Origin of the sequence: Terrabacter sp. Root85 (assembly GCF_001429185.1) — a bacterium.
Lineage (GTDB): Bacteria > Actinomycetota > Actinomycetes > Actinomycetales > Dermatophilaceae > Terrabacter.
Genome location: NZ_LMIW01000009.1, coordinates 366,433 through 387,172 on the forward strand (window position 1 = coordinate 366,433; position 20,740 = coordinate 387,172).

The following is a 20,740-nucleotide window of genomic DNA, read 5'->3' on the forward strand; positions in this document are numbered from 1 at the left end:
TGTGTCCCATGGGTGAGCGAGTGGCGCAGCAGCCACGCGTGGACGACCGGTCGCCCGAGCGTGGGCTCGGCGGCACCATCGGCGCGCCCCGCACCCTCGTCCCGGCGCTGCTGGCCGCCATCGCCTATGTCGACCCCGGCAACTTCGGCGTCAACATCACGTCCGGGGCCGAGCACGGCTACACGCTCGTGTGGGTCGTCGTCTTCGCGAGCTGCTCGGCCATGGTCATCCAGTACCTCGCGGCCAAGCTCGGCATGGCGTCCGGCAAGAGCCTCGCCGAGCACAGCTCCGAACGCTTCCCGGGCGTCGGCCGGCTGCTCCTCTGGGCCCAGGCCGAGCTCGTCGTCATCATGACCGACCTCGCCGAGGTCGTCGGCGGGGCCATCGCGCTCAAGCTCCTCTTCGGCATGCCCCTCATGGCCGGGGCCGTCTGTGTGGCCCTCTTCAGCCTCGTCGTCCTCGCCCTCAAGGTCCGGGGGCGCAGCCACTTCGACTCGGTCGTGCTCGTCCTGCTCGTCGTCATCATCGGCTCGCTGCTGTGGCAGGTGCTCGTCGCCGACGTCGACCGGGTCGCGCTGCTGCGCTCGGTCGTGCCCGGACCGCTCGACTCGTCGGCGGCGCTGCTCGCGGTCGGCATCGTCGGCGCGACGGTGATGCCGCACGCCCTGCACTTCCACTCGGCCGCGTCGCGGGGTCATGACGACGGCAGCGAGGCGAGCCACGCCGAGCGTTTGCGCAGCGGCCGTCGCACGGTGCGCAGCGTCGTCATCGCCATGACGATCGCCGGTGCCGCCAACATCAGCCTCGTCGTGTTCGCAGCAGCCCTGCCCTCCACGGCCGGCGCGAGCATCGAGACGGCGTATGCCGCCCTGTCGGCCAACGCGGGGCAGATCGCCGCGACGATGCTGGCGGTCGCCCTCCTCGCGTCGGGGCTCGCCTCGACCCTCGTCGGCGTCCAGACGGGTGACGTCGTCATGCAGGGCTTCGGCCGCCGGCCCATCGCGCCGCTGCTGCGCCGGATGCTCGCCGTCGTGCCCACGCTCGTCATCCTCGGCCTGGGTGTCGAGCCGACCAACGCGCTCGTGTGGAGCCAGGTCGTCCTGTCGTTCGCCCTGCCCGGCACCCTCGTGCCGCTCCTGCTCTTCACCCGCGACCGCAGGATCATGGGCGTGCTCGTCAACCACCGCCTGACCACGGCCGTCGCCGTGGTCATCACCGCCGTCATCGTCGGTCTCTGCGCCTACCTCGTCGCCACCGCCTTCTGACCCACGCCCACGCCCCGTCGAGTGAGCGCCCCGTCACAGTCGAGTGAACGCCCCGTCACAGTCGAGTCAACGCCCTGCGCCGCCAGGGTGGGGTTGAGCGCTCACTCGAGTGTGGTTGGGCGCTCACTCGAGTTTGGTTGGGCGGCCATTGGGGTGGGGTTGCGCGCTCAGTCGAGGGAGCGCTCGGCACCATGCGGACCGGGTGTGGCGGACGGCACCCGGCGGGACGGCATACGGCCTCGGGTCTCGCGAGGGACCGTGTGGGAGAGTGGCGCACGAACCGCTGCGACGTCGCGTGAGGAAGGTGAGCATGGCCCGTCTCGTCCCTCCGGGTGCGCGGGAGCTGCCCGCCCTGACCGAGCTGCGTCTCGAGGTGCGCGCCTTCCTCGCCGAGCAGGTCGCGGCCGGCGCGTTCGTGCCCCACGTCGACACGTGGCTCACCCGCTGGGACCGTGACTTCACCCGCGAGCTCGGCCGGCGCGGCTGGCTGGGGATGGTCATCCCGCAGCAGTACGGCGGGCAGGGCCGCACCTTTCTCGAGCGCTTCGTCGTCACCGAGGAGCTGCTCGTCGTCGGGGCCCCCGTCGCGGCGCACTGGATCGCCGAGCGGCAGATCGGACCGTCGCTGCTGCGCTACGGCACCGAGGAGCAGAAGGAGGCGTACCTGCCCGGGATCAGCCGCGGCGAGGTCGTCTTCGGCATCGGGATGAGCGAGCCGGACTCGGGCTCCGACCTCGCCAGTGTCCGCACCCGCGCCGAGCGGGTCGACGGCGGCTGGCGGCTCACCGGCACCAAGGTGTGGACCTCCGGCGCCCACGAGGCCGACGCCTTCTTCGCGCTCGCCCGGTCCGCGCCGCTCGACCCGGCGCACCGCCACGCGGGGCTGAGCCAGTTCATCGTCGACCTCCGGGCGCCCGGTGTCACGATCCGCCCGATCATCTCGATGGGCGGCGACCACCACTTCAACGAGGTGCACCTCGACGGCGTCCTCATCCCCGACGACCGCGTGCTCGGCGAGGTGGGGGAGGGCTGGTCGCAGGTGACGTCCGAGCTCGCCCACGAGCGCAGCGGGCCCGAGCGGGTCCTGTCCACCTTCCAGCTCCTCGCCGCCGCCGCGCAGGCGATGGACGACGGCCGCCTGCCCACCGACCCGGGCCTCGGTCGCCACGTCGCGCGGGTCGCCGCCCTGCACCACATGTCGTTCGCCGTCTCGACGGCGCTCGAGAACGCCGAGGACGCCGACACGGCCGCCGCGGTCGTCAAGGTGCTCGGGACGACGGGCGAGGGCGACATCGCCGACTACGTCGACACGCTGACCGCCACCGGGTGGGCCCTCGACGAGGAGCTCGACACCCTCCTGCACGCGGCGATCCTCCAGCGTCCCGGCTTCACGCTGCGCGGCGGCACCAACGAGATCCTCCGCGGCGTCATCGCCCGCGGCCTGGGGATGCGCTGATGGCCGACCCCCGCGACCTCGCCGCGCCCACGACGCCGGACCCCGACCTCGTCGCGGTCCTCACCGACCTCTTCGCCGACTACCGCGCCACCCGCGCCACGCCCACCGCCGTCGTCGACCTCGACCGCGGCCTGTGGCAGCGCCTCGAGGACCTCGGACTGACGCGGCTCACCGGCTCGGAGTCCGCCGGCGGCAGCGGGGGAGGCTGGGTCGACGCCGCAGCGCTGCTCGGGCTCGCCGCCGCGGCGGCCGCGCCCGTGCCGCTCGCAGAGCACGACGTGCTCGGTGGCTGGCTGCTCGAGGCGGCCGGGCTGCCCAACGACGGAGGCCTCCGGACCGTATGCCGTCCCGACCCGTCCGGGGTCGCCCTCAACGTCACGTGGGCGCGCGACGCGAGCAGCGTCGTGGCCCTCTGGGAGGACCGCGACCAGTGGCGGGTCGCCGACGTGCCGATCGACCGGGTCGGCGTGGAGGAGCGCCGCAACCTCGCCGGGGAGCCCAGCGACACCGTCGAGTTCGACCTCGACGACCTCGAGGCGGGCATCGTCGTCGACCACGCGATCGGCGAGCAGTTCCACCTGCGTGGGGCGCTGGCCCGCTCGGCCCAGGTCGTCGGCGCCATGGAACGCGTCGTCGACGTCGTCCTCGCGCACGTGCGCGAGCGCGAGCAGTTCGGGCGGCCGATCGGGCGATTCCAGGCGGTGCAGCACCTCGTGTCCGACATCGCCTGCGAGACGGCCCTGGCCCGTGCCGCCACCGATGCCGCCGTCGCCCGGGCCGCCGCGTCCGACTGGACCGACCCCGGGATGCTCTTCGCGGTCGGGGTCGCGAAGTCGTGCGTCGGGCACGCCGCCTCGGTCGTCGTCCGCGGGTCGCACCAGGCGCTCGGGGCCATCGGCACGACCCTCGAGCACGAGCTGCACACCCTGACGCGCCCGATCCTCGCCCGGCGCAGCGAGTACGGCTCCCTCCAGGACTGGGACGAGACCCTCACGGCGCTCGCCTCGTCCGCTGGTCACGACCGACTCTGGACCCTCATCACGACCGGCCGTGCCAAGACGCAGCACGCCCCCTGAACGACCCTGAACCACCGGGACCGCTCTGGACCCCTCTGGACCCCCTGAACCACCGAGCTCGCTGGTAGCCAAGGAGATTCGCCGCATGACCGAGATCCGCTACGACGTGACCGACGGCGTCGCGCTCATCACCCTCGACGCGCCCGAGCGCCGCAACGCCCTCTCCGTCGAGATGTCGCGCGAGCTCATCGACGCCGCCCGCACGGCCGAGGCCGACGACGAGGTCGGTGCCGTCGTCGTCACGGGCGGAGCCCACTTCTGCGCGGGGGCGGTCCGCAGCGTTCTCGCCGACACGGGCCGTGACCCCGTCGAGGACGAGGCCTACCGCAACCTCGAGACCGTCTACGCCGCGTTCACGACGATCGGCGGGGTCGCGGTCCCGACCGTCGCGGCCGTGCGCGGGGCGGCAGTGGGGGCCGGCCTCAACCTCGCCCTTGCCACCGACCTGCGCATCGTCTCGCGCACGGCCCGGCTGCTCCCCGGCTTCGCCCAGATCGGCATCCACCCCGGCGGCGGCCACTTCACGCTCATCAACCGGGTCGCCGGGCGCGAGGCCGCCGCGGCCCTCGGGCTCTTCGGCGACGAGGTCGACGGCGAGCGCGCCGTCGCGCTGGGACTCGCCTGGGCGGCCTACGACGACGGCGACGTGCAGGACGCGGCGATGGCGGTAGCCGTTCGGGTCGCCCGGGACCCCGCCCTCGCCCGACGGATGGTCGCGAGCTTCCGCCGGGAGACGGCGCCCGGGGGCATGCCGTGGGACGTCGCCGTCGAGCTCGAGCGCTCGCCGCAGATGTGGTCGCTGCGCCGCAAGCACGGGGTGTGAGGCACGGCTCACCACGAATCCGGCATTTCGGATCCTCGGGGGTCGTGGTGCAAGGATGGGGAAGTTGGCCGTCCCCCACCGCGAAGGAGCACCTGTGCTGGCGTCCTACCGACCTCTCTTCGAGGTACCGGGGGCACGCGTCTTCATCACCGGCGGGCTGATCGCCCGCTCGGCAGGCTCGATGTTCGCCGTGTCCGTGGTCGCGATGGTCTCGGCACGCACCGGCTCCTACGCGCTCGCCGGGGCCGTGGTGGCGGTCGGGATGGTCTCCCTGGCGCTCTTCGCCCCCTTCCTCGGGCGGCTCGTCGACCGCTACGGCCAGCGCCGCATCGCCATCCCCTTCTTCCTCTGGTCGGGGTTCTGGGCCGTCATGACCCTCCTCGTCTCGATGCGGGGGCTGCCCTCGTGGCTGCTCTTCATCACGTTCCCGCTGTGCGGCGCGATCCCCAACCTCGGCACGATGGCCCGCGCGCGGTGGTCGCACATCTTCGCCGACGACCCACGCAACCTCCACGCGGCGATGTCGTTCGAGCAGGTCATGGAGGAGGTCACCTTCGTCATCGGACCGGTCCTCGCGATCTGGCTGTCGACGACGCTCTTCCCCGAGGCGGGCTTCGCCTTCGCCACCGTCGCCTACACCGTGGGCGTGCTGATCTTCATCTCGGCACGGTCCACGGAGCCGCCGGTCGTGCCGCACCACGAGCGACCCACCGAGCACGCCTACACGGTGCCGGGCCTCATCCCGCTCGCCTTCATCATGGTGATGACGGGGGCGATCTTCGGCGTCAACGAGGTCGTGACGCTCGCCGTCTCGCAGGAGCTGGGCGCGCCGAGCGCCGCCGGCGCCATCCTCGCGTTGTATGCCGTGGGGTCGGCCTCCGCGGGCCTCGTCTTCGGGCACGTCTCGCACGGCCGCAGCCTCGTCAAGCTCCTCATCGCCGGGACGTTCGGGATGGCGGTCCTCGAGATCCCGGTGCTCTTCGCCGGCAACCTCTGGGTCCTCGCTGGTCTCATGCTCGTCGCGGGCATGGCCACCGCTCCGACCCTCATCACGACGATGAACCTCATCGAGCGGATCGTCCCCAAGGCCCAGCTCAACGAGGGCATGACGATCGTGCTCACGGGACTCATCATCGGCATCGCGGCCGGCTCGGCCGTGTCGGGCATCGTCGTCGACCACGTCGGACCGCAGCACGGCTACTGGGTCGCGATCATCGCGGGCGCCTTCGCCTTCGTCATGGCCCTGGGCACGCGCGCGTTCCTCACCCGCCGCGAGCTGCACAACCTCCGCTGACCCGAGCCCACGGCATACGCCCCGACTGAACCGTCGAAAGGCCACGTTTCGCCGGTGCCACCACGTCGAAAGGCCACTTCTCCGACGAGAAGTGGCCTTTCGACTGCTCCGAGGCCACAGATCGTGGCCTCTCGACGGTGGGGCGGGGTGTGCCCGGAGGGTCAGTGGCCGGCGGGGGCCACCACGACGTCCTCGTCCTTCGCCGGCGCGGCCTGACCGGGCTTGGGGCCCAGGTCGATGTTCGGCAGGAAGAGCGTGGCGATGAACGCGAGGACGAGCACGCCGGCCGCGACGACGAAGACGACCGACATCGCGTCGGAGAAGCCGACGAGGAACGGCTTGGCGAGCGCCGGGTCGAGCTGGTTGATGAACGAGCTGTCCGACAGGGCCGCGCCGCCGACGCCCGCCCCCGAGCCGCCGGACTGCTGCGCGGCCTGGAGCTGCTCGATGAACGCCTTGTTGGCAGCCGGGTCGCCACCGGTCGGGTTGCGCAGGGCCGCCTGGAACTCCGGGGTCGGGGCGATCGCCGCGAACGCCTCGGAGATCTTCGTGCCGGCCTGCGAGAAGAGGATCGACAGGAAGACCGCGGTGCCGAGCGTGCCGCCGATCTGGCGGGTGAAGGTCGCGGACGACGTGGCGACGCCCATGTCGCGGCGGTCGACGGCGTTCTGCACGGCGAGGGTCAGCGGCTGGAAGTTGAAGCCGAGGCCGATACCGAAGAAGAACATCACGATCATCGTCTTCCAGAGCGGGGTGTCCGCGCCGACGAAGTGGAAGGCGAAGAGCGACAGGACGAGGATCGCCGCGCCCATGATCGGGAAGTGGCGGTAGCGTCCGGTCCGGGAGATGAGCTGACCGGAGACGATCGAGCCGGCCATGATCCCGAGGGTCATCGGGAGCAGCTGGAGGCCGGCCTGGGTCGGCGACGAGCCCTTGACGATCTGCAGGTAGAGCGGGATCGCGGCGAGGCCGCCGAACATGCCCATGCCGATGAAGACCGAGGCGACCGACGACGACGCGACGGTGCGGTTCGTGAAGAGGCGCAGCGGGATGAGCGCCTCCTCACCCATGGACCGCTCGAAGAGGAAGAAGGCGACGAGACCGGCGAGGCCGATGGCGTAGCAGGTGATGGAGGTCGGTGAACCCCAGCCCCACGCACGTCCCTGCTCGGCCACGATGAGCAGCGGCACGAGGGCGACCGAGAGGCTGAGGGCGCCCCAGTAGTCGATGCGGTGGTCGAGACGCGTGTGCCGGAGGTGCAGCGTGCGCGTCACGACGATGAGCGCGGCGACGGCGATCGGCACGTTGACGAGGAAGACCCAACGCCAGCCGGTGACGCCGAGGAGCGTCTCCTGGCCGGCGAAGAAGCCGCCGATGACCGGGCCGAGGACGCTCGAGGTGCCGAAGACGGCGAGGAAGTAGCCCTGGTACTTCGCGCGCTCACGCGGCGGCACGATGTCGCCGATGATGGCGAGGGCGAGCGAGAAGAGGCCGCCGGCGCCGATGCCCTGGACGGCTCGGAAGGCCGCTAGCGACGGGATCGACCACGACAGCGTGCAGAGCATCGAGCCGATCGTGAAGATCGTGATCGCGAAGATGAAGAGCTTCTTGCGCCCGTAGATGTCGCCGAGCTTGCCGTAGAGCGGCGTCGTGATCGTCGCGGTGATGAGGTATGCCGTCGTGACCCATGCCTGGCCGGCAAGGTCGTTGAGGTCGTCGGCGATGACGCGCATGGCACTCGCGACGATGGTCTGGTCGAGCGCGGCGAGGAACATCCCCATCATGAGCCCGACGAGGATGGTCAGGATCTCCTTGTGGGAGAGCACCGGTCGCGCGTCGGGGCCTGCACCCGCTGGTGCGTCCGCGGTCGCGTCGACGCGAGGCGGCTCGGCGGTGGTGTCGGACATGTCAGTCCTCTTTCTGCTTCTGGGCTCTGGTGGAGTCGAAGGGCATGGGGGGCGGCGCTGCACCCCGGGCCCGGAGGTTGCTGTCGAGCGCGTCGCCGAGCTCGCGGAGCCGGTCGACGAACTCCTCGGTGGCAGGGCCGTCCCACTCGGAGAGCAGCCCCTGGAACCACTTGGCGCGGCTCGACTGGATGCGCTCGAGGGCCGCGCGGCCGTGGTCGGTGAGGGAGACGACCCACGCCCGCCCGTCGCTGGGGTCGGCGCTCTTCTCGAGCAGTCCGCTCGCCACGAGTGCGCTGACCTGGCGGCTCACGGTGGAGACGTCGTTGTGCAGCGTCGTCGCGAGCTCGGAGATGCGGACGGTGCCCTGGCCCGCCACGACGAAGAGCACGGGGTATGCCGTGACGTCCACGCCGTCCTCGAGCCGAGGGGCGGTGTGCTTGGCCGCGACGAGCAGCTTCTGGACGCGGAGGAGCCCGAGGAAGACGTCGTTCGCCTCGTCCCTGCTCACGGCCATCACATGCCCCCTGGGTCAACTACTTGCTTGCAGCATGCAAGTATTTGCCCGAACCGTCTCGGCTGTCAACTCACCTGTCGAAGGTTTGTCCAGCCATCGGATCGTCTCGCCACGTGCGGGGCTCATGTGGTTGTCTGTGGTCTCGCGCCATCGGGGAGGTGCGAGGATGACTCACGTGCCCGAACCGTCCAGCAGTGTGCGGAGCAGCCGGGCCAGATGTGCAGGGAGTGCCATGACGAGCGACGTTCCCGTCGATCCGACGATCAACGACGCCTTCCGACAGATGTCGGCCCTGATCTATGCCGGCGCCGACGCCGGCTCGATCCACCAGTCGCTCGTCGACTCCGCGCTACGCCTCGTCGAGGGCTGTGACCGGGCGTCGCTCCTCGTGCGCACGCGCGACCGCTACGTCACGGCGGCGAGCACCGACGACATCGCCCGACGCATCGACCAGATCGAGCTCGAGGTCGGCGAGGGCCCCTGTGTCGACGCCATCGTCTCCGAGGCCTACCAGCACGACGCCGACCTCACCGACGCGAAGACCCCGTGGCCGCGCTTCACCGAGCGCATCGTCGCCGAGACGCCGGTCCGGTCGGCCATCGGCTACCGGCTCCTGCTGGAGGGCGACAAGGTCGGTGCCCTCAACCTCTTCTCGGACACCCCCGGCGGGCTCACCTCGAAGTCGGCCGACGTCGGCGCGGTCATCGCCTCGTTCGCCTCGGTCGCGCTCATGGCGATCCGGGCGCGCGAGGAGGCGGCGACCCTCCGACAGGGGCTGACGAGCAACCGCGAGATCGGCAAGGCCGTCGGTCTGCTCATGGCGGCGCACCACATCAGCGGACAGGAGGCGTTCGAGCTGCTGCGCAGCACCTCGCAGGAGCTCAACATGAAGCTGGCCCAGGTGGCTTCGCAGGTCATCGAGGGGCAGGAGTCGCAGTTCGGTCATGCCGGCCCGGCCGGCGGTGCCACGGCGGACTCGACGGTCTGACCCGACGCCGCGCCCGACGCGCCCGACGTGGGCGCGCACGCGGGCACGACCCTGTGCTGGATGACGAGTGGCCCCGACGCGCCTCACGGGCGTCGGGACCACGGTCGGAGCGGCGGGGGTCAGGCCGAGGCCATGCCCTCCGCGGACAGCTGGCGGCGCAGCTCGTCGAGCGTGCGCCGGAGCAGGCGGCTCACCTGCATCGCGCTGAGCCCCATGGACTCGGCGATCTCGGCCTGCGTCATGTCGCCGCCGAACCGGAGCTCGACGAGCTTCTGGTCCCGGGCGGGGAGCCGCCCGAGAGCGGTGCGCACGACGATGCCCTCGTCGAGGGCCGGGTCGGACCCCGAGTCGCCGCGGGCGTCGAGCAGGTCGAGGACCGGACGGCCACCGTCTGCGGTCGTCGCGTCGAGGGAGGCGGGGCGCAGGTTGGTCGCCGCGACCTGGGCCTCCTTGACGGCATCGAGTGTGATGTCGAGCTCGTGGGCGAGCTCGCCGGCGTCCGGGTCGTGGCCGAGACGCTGCTCGAGCCGTGACCTCGTGTCGGTGACGAGCTGGCGTCGCTCCTGCAGCTCGCGCGGCGGGCGGACGAGCCAGCCGTGGTCGCGGAAGTGACGGCGCAGCTCACCGGTGATGGTGGGCGTGGCGTAGGCGCCGAACTCGGTCGGCTTGGACAGGTCGAACCGCTGGAGCGCCTTGAGCAGTGCGAGGAACGCGACCTGCTCGAGGTCCTCTCGATCGAGGCCCTTGCCCGAGTAGCGGTGGGCGAGAGAGCGGGCGAGCGGCATGTGCAGCACGGTCACGGTCTCGAGGGCGGTGGCGCGCTCGGACGACGAGTCCGAGGTGCGCAGGGTACTGATGAGCTCTCTGGTTCGCGCATCCTTGCGCGGACCCACGGATGGGTCGGTCATTTCAACTCCGATGGATCGGATCCCCGATGCGGCGCTGGCTTGACCGACTACTAGTGACGCTAGGCCGTTGCCCCTATATACACAAGGTGGACTTCGGCCCCGTCCAGGGGTCCCGAGGTGTATACGCGGGCGCGAGCAGCGACGGCCCTGGCGGTGTTCCCGATGTGTGTGGGACCAGCCGGCTCAGGAGCCTCAGTGCGTGACGACGACGAGCGCCTCGAGGACGCGCCGGGCGATGTCCTCGTCGCCGGTGACGGTGTAGTGGATCTCGTCGACGCCGCGGCGTCCGGCGGCCCGACGCGTCAGGGCGTCGGTCGTGAGGTGGATCGACGTGACGTCGAGCTGCTCCTCACCCTCGGGCCGGTCGTTGCCGCTGAAAAGTGCTTCCCCGTAAGGGCGCCCGTCGTCACCGGTGATGATGCGCACCCCACCGCGCGCGACGACGGGACCGCTCACGTCGAGCACCACGGCGTGGCCGGCCCCGATGCCGGCGACCCTCGAGGCGATGCGCGGGAGGGCGGCGAGGATGTCGGCGGTGAAGACCGCGGCACTCGCGGAGTCGAGGTTGCCGGGCCGGTCGAGGGCGGCGCGGAGGTCCTGCTCGTGCACCCAGGCGTCGACGATCCGACGGTGCAGGTGGTCGCCGAAGGTCGTCTCGGGCCCGAAGAAACCGCCGATCACGGTGTCGATGTCGGCGTCCGACGCGCGCAGGTCGGCGACGCGCTGCGGGTGGAACTCGGCCAGCTCGGCCACGACCTCGCGTCCGGAGAGGCCGCGCCGCGCCTCGACGTCGACCTCGACGAAGCGGGCGAAGTCGCTGTGGACGTGCGGGTAGTCGGGAACCTCGACCTGGGGCCGGGGCATGCCGGCAAAGGACTTCTCGGCCCCGACGACGTGGGCGATCTGGTCCTTGACGGTCCAGCCGGGGCACTCGGTCTGGATCTCGAAGTCCTCGTCTCGGCAGGAGTGCCCGAGGTCGATGATCGACTGCACGGAGTGGTCGAACGCGTCGATCAGTCCGTTGCGGTCGTCTGGGGCGGCCGGATGCATGGGCATGTCATCAGACTACTTACCCTTGAGGCATGCCAACCCTGCAGCGAGACGGTCTCGCCGGCCCGCGGACAGGCCCCACCTCCCCGGCCTCCGGGCTCGTCCCGCTCGTCCTCGCCGCCGTCGTGGCGGTCGGTCTGCTGGCGAGCGTGGTCGCCGCGCGCTACACCGGCGCGGCCGCCCCGTTGCCCGGCGGCTTGACCGACGCGGGCCCGGTCGTCCGCTGGGCCCTTCCGCTCGTCCGGGTCGTCCACGACGTCGCCGCCTCGCTCACCATCGGCTCGCTGCTCCTCGCCGCCACGATGATCCCCGGCCGCACGCGCGCCGAGAGCGCCGCGCTCGACGAGCCGCGCCGCGCCGCCGCCCTCCGGGTCACGACCGCCGCGGCGTTCGTCTGGGCGCTCGCGGGGGCCGTCGGCGTCGTCTTCACCTTCGCCGATGCAGCAGGTATGCCGCTCAGTGACCCTCTCTTCGGACGCAACCTCACCGGGTCGGTGTGGTCGATCGAGCCGCTCCGGGTCGGGCTCATCAGCGCGGTCGCCGCGTTCGTCGTCGCCTCGGTCGCCGCCGTGGCCCGCTCTCGTGCCGTCGCGCTCGCGCTCACCGTCGTCTCGGCGTTCGGCCTGCTCGTCCTCGGCCTCGCCGGCCACGCGGGCGGGTCGGCCGACCACGAGACCGCCGTCAACGCGATCGCCGCCCACCTGCTCAGTGCTGCCGTCTGGGTCGGTGGACTCCTCGCACTGATCGTGCTCCGTCGTCCCCTGGGTGACGCGCTCGGCGTCGTCGCCCGCCGCTACTCGACCGTCGCCCTCTGGTGCTATGTCACCCTCGGCGCCTCCGGCGTCATGTCGGCCACGACGCGGCTCGGCTCGTGGTCCGACCTCGCGACGCCCTACGGCGTCCTCGTCCTCGTCAAGGTCCTGGCCTTCGCGGTCCTCGGGGTCGCGGGCGTCTGGCACCGGCGCGTCACGCTCGATCGCATCGACGAGACCGGCACCTCGGGTGCCGGCGCCGCCGGCACCGGCGTCCCTGAGGGTGCCCGGAGGCTGCGGAGCCGGCTCTTCGTGCGCCTCGCCGTCGCTGAGACCCTCGTCATGGCGCTCGCGTTCGGCGTCGCGACCGCGCTCGCGCGGAGCGAGCCCCCGGTGCCCGAGACGGTGGCAGACCCGAGCGCCGCGCTCTCGCTGACCGGCTACCCCGCGCCACCCGCCCCCACGGCGATGTCGTGGCTCACGGCCTGGCGGGTCGAGTGGCTCTTCCTCGCCACCGGCCTGCTGGCGGTCGGGCTCTACCTGGCCGGTGTCGTGCGCCTGCGCCGTCGTGGCGACGCCTGGCCGGTGATGCGGACCGTCAGCTGGGTCGTGGGCTGGCTGCTCTTCGTCTACGCCACCAACGGCGTGCTCGGCATCTACGGGCGGGTCGCCTTCTCGTGGCACATGACGCTGCACATGCTCGAGGCGATGGTCGTCCCGATCTTCCTCGTGCTCGGTGCGCCCGTGACGCTCGCGCTGCGCACCGTCCGGTCACGCCGCGACGGCACGCTCGGCCCGCGCGAGATGCTTCTCGCGCTCATCCACTCGCGGTTCCTCGCCGTCGTCGGCAACCCGGTCTTCGCGGCGGTCTTCTTCTTCATGAGCCTCGTCGTCTTCTACTGGACCGGTCTGTTCCAGCTGGCCCTGCAGACGCACACGGGGCACCTGCTCATGACCGCGCACTTCGTCCTCACGGGCTATCTCTTCGCGTGGGTGCTCGTCGGGGTCGACCCGGGCCCCAAGCGCTGGAGCCCGGCGCTGCGCCTCGTCGTGCTCTTCGCGACGATCTCCTTCCACGCCTTCTTCGGTGTCGCGATGATCAGCGGCACGACGCTCCTCGGCGGAGACTTCTTCCCGACGGTCGCCATCCCGTGGGTCACCGACCCGCTCGCGGACCAGCGCTACGGCGGGGGCGTGGCGTGGGCCATCGGTGAGCTGCCGAGCCTCGTGCTCGCGCTCACCGTCGCCCTGCAGTGGTTCCGCACCGACAGCGCGGAGTCGGTGCGGCAGGACCGCCGGGCCGACCGTGACGGCGATGCCGAGCTCACGGCATACAACGAGCGTCTGGCCGCGCTCGCCCGCCGCGACGAGGGCTCGCGGCGCTGACCAGGCGGTCGGAGCGTCACTACTACTCGATGTAGTATTGGCGTCGAGGAGGCGACATGCCGCAGCGACCGTCCGACCCGAGGTGCCCGATCCGGCTCGGTGAGCCGTGCACCCTCTGCTTCCCGGGGGCGAGCGGACCGCAGGACTGTGGCCTCGTCTACCTCGTCCGGAGCGACCCGGAGCTCCGCGAGGAGCTCGCGGCACGACGCCGCGAGCGCCACGCGGCGCAGCTCAGCGCACCGGCTGCCGCAGCTCCGTGACCCCCGCGTCGGCGTCGCCTGTCGGCGACTCGAGGTAGACCTCCCGACAGGGGCCGTATGCCGTGAGCTCCGTCGCGTCGACCTGCGTCGCGAGTGCGAGTCTCGCCTTGATGGCCTGCAGGCGACCGCGGTCGGCCGCCTCGGGTCCAGGGTGCCCGCGGGACGGAACCGCGGGCCCGGCACCGGCTCGGCCGTGTGAGAGTTGGACCATGAAGGTTGCGCTCATCCAGCTGGCCTATGGCGACGACGAGTCGGTCGCCGACCGCACCGCCCGCGTCGTCGATCTCGTGCGGGCCCAGGCCGGTCACGACCTCGTCGTGCTCCCCGAGCTGTGGTCGGCCGGCGGCTTCGACTACACCGCGTGGGACGAGCGGGCCGAGGCCGTCGACGGACCCGTCGCGCAGGCGCTCGCCGCCGCCGCCCGCGACGCCCGGGTCACGCTGCACGGCGGCTCGATCGTCGAACGGGCCGAGCCCGCCGAGCCCGGTGGCCGAGGGCTCTGGAACACCAGCCTCGTCTTCTCGCCCGACGGCGAGCTCGTCGCGACGTACCGCAAGATCCACCGTTTCGGCTTCGGCGAGGGCGAGCCGAGCCTCATGGACGCGGGCAAGGACCTCGTCGTCGTCGACGTGCCCGTCGCGGACGGCGGCACGGTGCCGGTCGGGCTCTCCACGTGCTACGACCTGCGCTTCCCCGAGCTCTACCGGCGCCTTCTCGAGCACGGCGCCGAGGTCTTCGTCATCCCGGCGGCCTGGCCGCGCAAGCGGGTCGCGCACTGGACCCTGCTCGGCCAGGCGCGTGCCGTCGAGGACCAGTGCGTCGTGCTCCAGTCCAACACCGCGGGCACGCACGCCCGCCACGAGATGGGTGGTCACTCGCAGGTCGTCGACGCGACCGGGAAGGTTCTGGCCGCCGCCGGCCTTGACGAGGAGGTGCTGAGCATCGACATCGACACCGCGGCGACGCCGGAGTGGCGTCGCACGTTCCCCGTGCTGACCGACCGGAGGCTCTCGTGACGCCCGGTGCCGGGGTCGAGACCGCCTCGCTGCGCTCCCGCGTCAAGGTCCGGGCCCCCGAGCTCGTCGGCCGTGGCTGGCTCAACACCGGCGGACGGTCGCTGTCGCTCGCCGATCTGCGCGGTCGGGTCGTCGTCCTCGACTTCTGGACCTTCTGCTGCGTCAACTGCCTCCATGTGCTCGACGAGCTGCGGCCCGTCGAGGCGCAGTTCCCCGACGCGCTGACCATCATCGGCGTCCACTCGCCGAAGTTCGAGCACGAGGCCGACGCCGACGCGCTGGCCGCCGCCGTCGAGCGGTATGCCGTCCACCACCCCGTGCTCGACGACCCCGAGCTCGTGACGTGGAAGGCGTATGCCGCCCGCGCCTGGCCCACGCTCGTCGTGCTGGATCCGGAGGGCTACGTCGTCGCGTCGATGTCGGGGGAGGGCCACGGCCCGGGTCTCGCCTCCCTCGTCACGGAGCTCGTCGAGGAGCACCGGGCCAAGGGCACCCTCCAGCCGGGCGACGACCCCTACGTCCCGCCGCCCGCCCCCGACACCGCCCTTCGCTTCCCCGGCAAGGCGGTCGCCCTGCCGGACGGGTCGTTCGTCGTCAGCGACACGGCCGACCACGAGGTCGTGCACCTCGAGGACGACCTCGAGACCGAGCGGGCCCGGTGGGGTGGCGACGGTCTGCTCAACGAGCCGCAAGGCGTCGTCCTCGCGACCCCCGACGTGGCCGAGCGCTTCGGTATCGACCTGCTCGTCGCCGACTCGGTCAACCACCAGGTCAAGGGAATCCGCTTCTCCGACGGATCGGTCCACGTCGTCGCCGGCACCGGGTCGCAGCTCCGGGAGCGCACCGGGGGCGGTCCCGCCCTCGAGCAGCCGCTGTCGACGCCGTGGGACCTCGCGTGGCTCGGCGACCGGCTCGTCGTCGCGATGGCCGGCACGCACCAGCTGTGGGCGTGGACGCCGGGCAACACCCTCGAGGACGGGCGTGTCGAGGGCGTGGGCGGCACGTCCAACGAGGGCCTCGTCGACGGGCCGGCACCCGAGGCGTGGTTCGCCCAACCCTCCGGGCTCTCCGCCTCCGCCTCCGGCGACCGCGTGTGGGTGGCCGACTCCGAGACCTCCGCCCTGCGGTCGGTGACGACCGGTGCGGACGGCGGCCTCGTCGTCGAGACCCACGTCGGCACCGGGCTCTTCGACTTCGGTCACCGTGACGGCGACGCCGCCGACGCGCTGCTCCAGCACCCGCTCGGCGTGACCGAGCTGCCCGACGGCTCGGTCGCCGTCAGCGACACCTACAACGGTGCCGTCCGACGCTTCGACCCCGTGACGGGCCAGGTGTCGACCTTGGCCCAGGGACTGGCCGAGCCGAGCGACGCCGTCGTCGAGCACGACCCCGAGACCGGCGAGGTGCGCCTCGTCGTCGTCGAGTCCGCTGCCCACCGCCTCACCCGCGTGAGCCTGCCCGAGGCCGCCCAGCGCGTCGACGGCCCCGCCCACCGCACCCAGCGGCCGCCGACTCCGCTGCCCGCCGGTGAGGTCGCCCTCGAGGTGACCTTCGTGCCGCCGACCGGGCAGAAGCTCGACCTGCGCTGGGGCGACCCGACACGCCTCGACGTGTCCGCGACGCCCGACGCGCTCCTCGTCTCCGGGGCCGGGCGGGCCGAGGGCCTGACCCGGACGCTCGTCCTCCGTGACGGCATCGGGTCAGGCACGCTGCACATCTCCGTGCAGGCTGCCGCCTGCGACGGCGACCCCGAGACGGGCGAGGTGCCCGAGCACGCCGCGTGCCACCTCTTCCAGCAGGACTGGGGGATCCCGGTCACCCTCGACCCGACCGCCGATGCCACACTGACTCTCGACCTTCGCGGGGTCCAGGCCGCAAGCTAGCCGGTTCGACCCCCAGCAGGTCGTGACGAGACCAGCGGACGACAAGGCGGCACACGTGGCACGACAGGCATCTGGTGGCAGCGGACGCTCCGTCCTCTCGGCGGTGTGCGGGCTGCTGGCCATCGTCCTGCTGCCCGTGTCGCTCGTCGGCTTCTGGGCGTCGGTCATGCTGACGCGCACCGACGTCTTCGTGGAGGAGCTGCGGCCGGTCGTCACGAAACCGCTGGTCCAGGAGGCCCTCACCGACGGCGTCGTCGAGGGCGTCCTCGGTGCGGTCCAGCTCCAGCCGGCGATCGAGAAGGCGCTCGAGGCGCCGATCCGGACCCAGGCTGCCGCCCTCGTCGCGAGCCCCCAGGTCACGACGGCCTGGGCCACCGGCATCCGGGCGCTGCACACCCAGTTCATCGCCGTCATGGAGGGCCGGGCCGACACGAAGCTCGACGACCAGGGGCGCGTCTCGGTGCGCCTGACGATCCCGGTCCCGGCTCTGACGTCGACGCTCGAGCAGGCCGGGGTCCCCGACGCCGGGTCGATCGCGCCGGTCGTGACGATCCCCCTCGTCAAGGCCACCGACCTGCAGAAGGCCCAGGCGGCATACCGCATCGCCGACGCGTGGGGCCCGTGGGGACCGCTCGTCGTGGGCGCCCTGGCGCTGCTGTCGATCGCGCTCGCGCGGCGCTGGCGCACGGCGACCACGCTCGTCGCCATTGGCTGGATCGTCACGGCCCTCGCGCTCGCCCTCGCCGTCATGGTCTCGCGCGAGCCGCTCATGCGCCGCGTCGACCCGGAGGTGGCGCGCACCATCGCCGACGCCGCCTACGGTCTCGCGGCGCGCACCCTCTACTACGAGATCGCGATCGCCGTGGGTGTCGGGGTCGTCATGCTCGTCGTCTCGGCCGTCTCTCTCGCGTTCGGGCGGCGGCGCTCCGGCTGACCGCGGGCCCGTCGATGCCGGGATCGTGACGGTTTGCCGACCGGCGGGTATGTGGCACGCAGGTACGCGTCCAGGGCGTACCCCAGCCAAGGAGACCTCATGGGTATCGGACTCGGGATCTTCCTGCTCGTCGTCGGCGCGATCTTCAGCTTCACGAACATCGACTCCAGCGTCCTCAACCTGAGCAGCAGCACGGGCAACACGATCGGGATCATCCTCATGGTGGCCGGCGCGCTCGCGATCATCCTCGCGCTCGTCCTCAACGCCCAGCGCGCGCGCACCCAGCACACGGTCGTCACGGAGCGCCGGGGCGCTCCCGACGTCGTCGAGCGCCGGGTCGACGGCGACGAGGTCGTCGAGCGCCGCGTCGAGCACCGCGACGGCACCATCTAGAACCGTCGAAGGGCCACGAACCCGGCCCGCGACCGTCGAAAGGCCACGAACCGGAGCCCGGTTCGTGGCCTTTCGGCGGTGGATGAGTGGGGGACAGGGAGCTGAGCCACGGACGGTGGCCTGAGCAGGAGAACTCACCTGCGCGGGGCGCCGTCCGTGCTTCGATGAGACGTGAGCCGGACCCACCCCGACGCGTCGCCCCGCACAGCCTCCGAGATCGACGCCGCGACCCCCGCCGACCGGGACCGCTGGGTCGACACCCTCCGCGTCGGGTCTCTCCTCGTCGTGGTCCTCGGGCACTGGCTCATGGTCTCGATCACGCCCGACGGGCAGATCACGAACGCGCTCGCGGTCGTGCCGGCCCTCCAGCCACTGACCTGGCTGCTCCAGGTCATGCCGCTCTTCTTCCTCGTCGGGGGCGTCGCCCACGCCCACACGCTCGAGTCGCTCGAGCGCCGGCGGCCCGAGCCCCGCGGACGGTATGCCGCGTTCTTCCGGGCGCGGGCGACGCGCCTGCTGCGCCCCACCCTGGCCTTCCTCGCCGTCTGGGTAGCGCTCGGCGTCGTCGCCGACCTCTCGGGCCTGACGTCGCGTCCCGGTGACGCGGGGAGGCTCGCACGCGACGCCCTCGTCATGGTGCCGCAGCTGCTGTGGTTCGTCGGGATCTACCTGGGGGCCTGTGCCTTCGCCCCGCTGATGCGTGACCTCCACCGGCGCTGGGGCCTCGTCGTCGTCGTGGTGCTCGTCCTGCTGGCGTGCGTCGTCGACGTCGTGCGTTTCGGGGGCGGCCCCGAGCTCATCGGCAACCTCAACTTCGCCCTCGTCTGGCTGGCCCTGCACCAGCTCGGGTTCGCTTGGCGTGACGGCCTGCTCACGACCGCACGCGGCTGGGCGATGGCCCTCCTCGGTTTCGGCGCGATGGGTCTCGCCGTCGCGTTCGGGCCCTACCCGACGTCGATGGTGGGCCTGCCCGGAGAGGCCGTCTCCAACATGGCGCCGCCCACGGCGGCCCTGCTCGCCCAGGGCATCGGCATCTGCGGCCTCGCCGTCGTCCTGCGGCCGGTCATGGCGCGCGTGCTCGCCCGGCCCCGTGTCTGGCGCTCGGTCGTCCTGGCCGGACCCTTCGCGATGACCGCCTTCCTCTGGCACCTCACGGCGCTCATGACGGTGCTCCTGGCGCTGCGCGCAGTCGGCGTCGTCCAGCCGTCCGTCGCGTCGTGGCAGTGGTGGCTGACCCGGCCGCTCCTCTTCGCCGTGCTCGCGGTCGTGACCGGCCTGCTCGTGGCCGTCTTCGTCCGCTTCGACCGCGGGCCTCGCCCGGCGGCTGACGCCGCGCCGGAACCGCGGGGCTGGGTCGACCCCGTGGCCGCCGTGTCGGCGGGCGTGCTCTTCTTCGGCATCCTCATCGTCTCGATCGTCGGCGTCGACGTGCTCGGCAACCGGCCGGTCTTCTTCCTCGTCGGCGACGTCTCGCCGGTCGTCGGCTTCGCCGTCCTCGCGGTCGGCCTGCTCCTGCTGCGCACGACCCGCCCCCGCGCACCCCGCACCTGACGCGCGCTCCACCCGTCGAGTGAGCGCCCCGTCCGGGTCGAGTGAGCGCTCCGTCCCAGGGAAACTCGATGGCAGCGCCCACGCGCGGACCCCTACCGTCGTGCCATGGAGACGAGGCTCATCGACGTGCACGACGACGCCGTCTGCGCCCGCGCGTACGACGTCATCATCGCCAGCAAGGGCCACGAGCGCCCGTGGAACGAGCCACCGTCCCTCGCGGAGACGCTCGTCGAGTGGCGTCACGTCGACGAGGCCGAACGCATGGAGATGTGGGCGGCCCACGACGGTGACGAGCTCGTCGGCGTCGCGACGCTCTGGCTGCCGCTGTCGGACAACACGACGATGACGTGGACCGACGTCCAGGTCGACCCGGCCCACCGCAGGCGCGGCGCCGGCACCGCCCTCGTCGAGCGCCTCCTCGAGCGGGCCCGTGAGGAGGGTCGCGTCACGATGGTCGTCGACTTCCTCGTGCCCCCGGAGTCGGACGGACACGGCTACCGCCGCTTCGCCGAGCGGCACGGCTTCCACCTCAGCAACACCGAGATCATGCGCCACCTCCAGCTGCCCGTCGACGAAGAGCTCCTCGCCCGGCACGCCGAGCACGCCCGACCGCGCTGGGAGGGCGTCTACCGCCTCGAGACCCATGTCGGCGGCGTGCCCGAGCACCTGCAGGAGTCGCTCTGCGCCGTCATGAACCAGCTCGCCGTCGACGCGCCGACGGGCGACATCGAGTTCGAGGAGGAGTCCCTCACGCCGGCGCGCTACCGGGAGTACCTCGACGTCGCGAGTGCCCAAGGGCGCGTACGCCTGACGACCGTCGCGGTCCACGAGGACAGTGGCGACGTCGTGGCCTACACCGACTTCATGCTGCCCTCGGGCGCCCCTGGGATCGCTTGGCAGTGGGGGACGCTCGTGCACCGCGACCACCGGGGACGTCGGCTCGGCATGGCCCTCAAGGTCGAGAACCTCCGGCGCCTGCAGGTGGACCACCCCGAGCGGCAGCGGGTCGTCACCGGCAACGACGACACGAACTCGTGGATGGTCTCGATCAACGAGGACCTCGGCTTCCGCATCGTCGAGCTGTGCCCGGCCTACCAGCGGTCGCTCGCCTGACCTCGCTCGTCCCCCTCGGTCGTCGCGACCGAGCCGGCTGGCGTTCCACTCACGGCCGCGCCACCGCGCGCCCGCCACGGCACCCCGTGACCGGGGCGGACGGCATACGCACGCGGTCGTGAGACGACGAGGCGCCCGCTCCCCGGGTGGGGAGGGGCGCCTCGAGGTGAG

At 72.1% G+C, this 20,740-nt stretch carries 19 protein-coding genes; 14 read left to right on the top strand and 5 right to left on the bottom strand.

Going from position 1 to position 20,740, the window contains the following annotated elements:
* Window positions 1-8: 8 nt before the first annotated feature.
* From ASE25_RS13915 to ASE25_RS13935, 5 genes are all read left to right on the top strand, one after another.
* The gene (locus tag ASE25_RS13915) at window positions 9-1,265 is read left to right on the top strand and encodes an Nramp family divalent metal transporter (RefSeq protein WP_235508685.1); all 1,257 of its coding nucleotides are present in this window, start codon (window positions 9-11) and stop codon (window positions 1,263-1,265) included.
* 310 nt (window positions 1,266-1,575) lie between these two features.
* Window positions 1,576-2,721, top strand: coding sequence for an acyl-CoA dehydrogenase family protein (locus ASE25_RS13920; protein ID WP_056826132.1), 1,146 nt, complete (start codon window positions 1,576-1,578; stop codon window positions 2,719-2,721).
* A complete protein-coding gene (locus tag ASE25_RS13925) occupies window positions 2,721-3,797 on the top strand; it encodes an acyl-CoA dehydrogenase family protein (protein ID WP_056774358.1) in 1,077 nt (358 codons plus the stop codon). Before ASE25_RS13920 ends, ASE25_RS13925 begins: the two co-directional genes overlap by 1 nt.
* An 85-nt stretch (window positions 3,798-3,882) precedes the next feature.
* The gene (locus ASE25_RS13930) at window positions 3,883-4,620 is read left to right on the top strand and encodes an enoyl-CoA hydratase-related protein (protein ID WP_056774356.1); all 738 of its coding nucleotides are present in this window, start codon (window positions 3,883-3,885) and stop codon (window positions 4,618-4,620) included.
* Window positions 4,621-4,714: 94 nt separating this feature from the next.
* Window positions 4,715-5,914 (top strand): MFS transporter, encoded by a 1,200-nt coding sequence (locus ASE25_RS13935; RefSeq protein ID WP_056774354.1) that lies wholly within the window; start codon window positions 4,715-4,717, stop codon window positions 5,912-5,914.
* Window positions 5,915-6,075: 161 nt separating this feature from the next.
* Here ASE25_RS13935 and ASE25_RS13940 read toward each other — a convergent pair whose 3' ends face one another.
* Together ASE25_RS13940 and ASE25_RS13945 are read right to left on the bottom strand one after the other, a co-directional pair.
* The gene (locus tag ASE25_RS13940; RefSeq protein ID WP_056826134.1) at window positions 6,076-7,821 is read right to left on the bottom strand and encodes an MDR family MFS transporter; all 1,746 of its coding nucleotides are present in this window, start codon (window positions 7,819-7,821) and stop codon (window positions 6,076-6,078) included.
* A 1-nt stretch (window position 7,822) separates the two neighbouring features.
* Window positions 7,823-8,329 carry a MarR family winged helix-turn-helix transcriptional regulator gene (locus ASE25_RS13945; protein WP_162260611.1) on the bottom strand — a complete coding sequence of 169 codons (507 nt, stop codon included), beginning with the start codon at window positions 8,327-8,329 and terminating at the stop codon, window positions 7,823-7,825.
* Window positions 8,330-8,567: 238 nt separating this feature from the next.
* Between ASE25_RS13945 and ASE25_RS13950 the strand changes: the two genes are divergently transcribed.
* Complete coding sequence (locus tag ASE25_RS13950) at window positions 8,568-9,323, top strand: GAF and ANTAR domain-containing protein (RefSeq protein WP_056774344.1); 756 nt, start codon at window positions 8,568-8,570, stop codon at window positions 9,321-9,323.
* A 119-nt stretch (window positions 9,324-9,442) separates the two neighbouring features.
* On the opposite strand, the gene ASE25_RS13955 is transcribed toward ASE25_RS13950, so the two are convergent.
* Entirely contained in the window at window positions 9,443-10,231 is a 789-nt protein-coding gene (locus tag ASE25_RS13955; protein ID WP_200959116.1) for a sigma-70 family RNA polymerase sigma factor, read from the bottom strand.
* 192 nt (window positions 10,232-10,423) lie between these two features.
* Window positions 10,424-11,287 carry a maleylpyruvate isomerase family mycothiol-dependent enzyme gene (locus ASE25_RS13960; protein WP_235508686.1) on the bottom strand — a complete coding sequence of 288 codons (864 nt, stop codon included), beginning with the start codon at window positions 11,285-11,287 and terminating at the stop codon, window positions 10,424-10,426.
* Between the two features lie 26 nt (window positions 11,288-11,313).
* Between ASE25_RS13960 and ASE25_RS13965 the strand changes: the two genes are divergently transcribed.
* Together ASE25_RS13965 and ASE25_RS13970 are read left to right on the top strand one after the other, a co-directional pair.
* Complete coding sequence (locus tag ASE25_RS13965; protein ID WP_056826140.1) at window positions 11,314-13,419, top strand: cytochrome c oxidase assembly protein; 2,106 nt, start codon at window positions 11,314-11,316, stop codon at window positions 13,417-13,419.
* Window positions 13,420-13,475: 56 nt separating this feature from the next.
* Window positions 13,476-13,679: a DUF6767 domain-containing protein gene (locus ASE25_RS13970; protein WP_056826142.1), complete on the top strand. Its 204-nt coding sequence runs from the start codon at window positions 13,476-13,478 to the stop codon at window positions 13,677-13,679.
* On the opposite strand, the gene ASE25_RS13975 is transcribed toward ASE25_RS13970, so the two are convergent.
* Window positions 13,651-13,905 (bottom strand): hypothetical protein, encoded by a 255-nt coding sequence (locus ASE25_RS13975; protein ID WP_157623435.1) that lies wholly within the window; start codon window positions 13,903-13,905, stop codon window positions 13,651-13,653. The two genes, ASE25_RS13970 and ASE25_RS13975, sit on opposite strands and share 29 nt — an antisense overlap.
* On the opposite strand from ASE25_RS13975, the gene ASE25_RS13980 reads away from it, so the two are divergent.
* The 6 genes from ASE25_RS13980 (at window position 13,889) to ASE25_RS14005 (ending at window position 20,569) form a co-directional block, all read left to right on the top strand.
* On the top strand, window positions 13,889-14,695 hold the full coding sequence (locus ASE25_RS13980; protein WP_056826146.1) for a carbon-nitrogen family hydrolase: 807 nt from the start codon (window positions 13,889-13,891) through the stop codon (window positions 14,693-14,695). The genes ASE25_RS13975 and ASE25_RS13980 overlap by 17 nt on opposite strands.
* Window positions 14,692-16,578 (top strand): NHL domain-containing thioredoxin family protein, encoded by a 1,887-nt coding sequence (locus tag ASE25_RS13985; protein ID WP_056826148.1) that lies wholly within the window; start codon window positions 14,692-14,694, stop codon window positions 16,576-16,578. Before ASE25_RS13980 ends, ASE25_RS13985 begins: the two co-directional genes overlap by 4 nt.
* 55 nt (window positions 16,579-16,633) lie before the next feature.
* Complete coding sequence (locus tag ASE25_RS13990; RefSeq protein WP_157623436.1) at window positions 16,634-17,512, top strand: hypothetical protein; 879 nt, start codon at window positions 16,634-16,636, stop codon at window positions 17,510-17,512.
* Window positions 17,513-17,611: 99 nt separating this feature from the next.
* Window positions 17,612-17,905 (top strand): DUF6458 family protein, encoded by a 294-nt coding sequence (locus ASE25_RS13995; protein WP_056774322.1) that lies wholly within the window; start codon window positions 17,612-17,614, stop codon window positions 17,903-17,905.
* 171 nt (window positions 17,906-18,076) lie between these two features.
* Window positions 18,077-19,456, top strand: a complete 1,380-nt coding sequence (locus ASE25_RS14000; protein WP_056826152.1) for an acyltransferase — start codon at window positions 18,077-18,079, stop codon at window positions 19,454-19,456.
* A gap of 105 nt (window positions 19,457-19,561) precedes the next feature.
* Window positions 19,562-20,569, top strand: a complete 1,008-nt coding sequence (locus tag ASE25_RS14005) for a GNAT family N-acetyltransferase (protein ID WP_056826155.1) — start codon at window positions 19,562-19,564, stop codon at window positions 20,567-20,569.
* Window positions 20,570-20,740 lie beyond the last annotated feature (171 nt).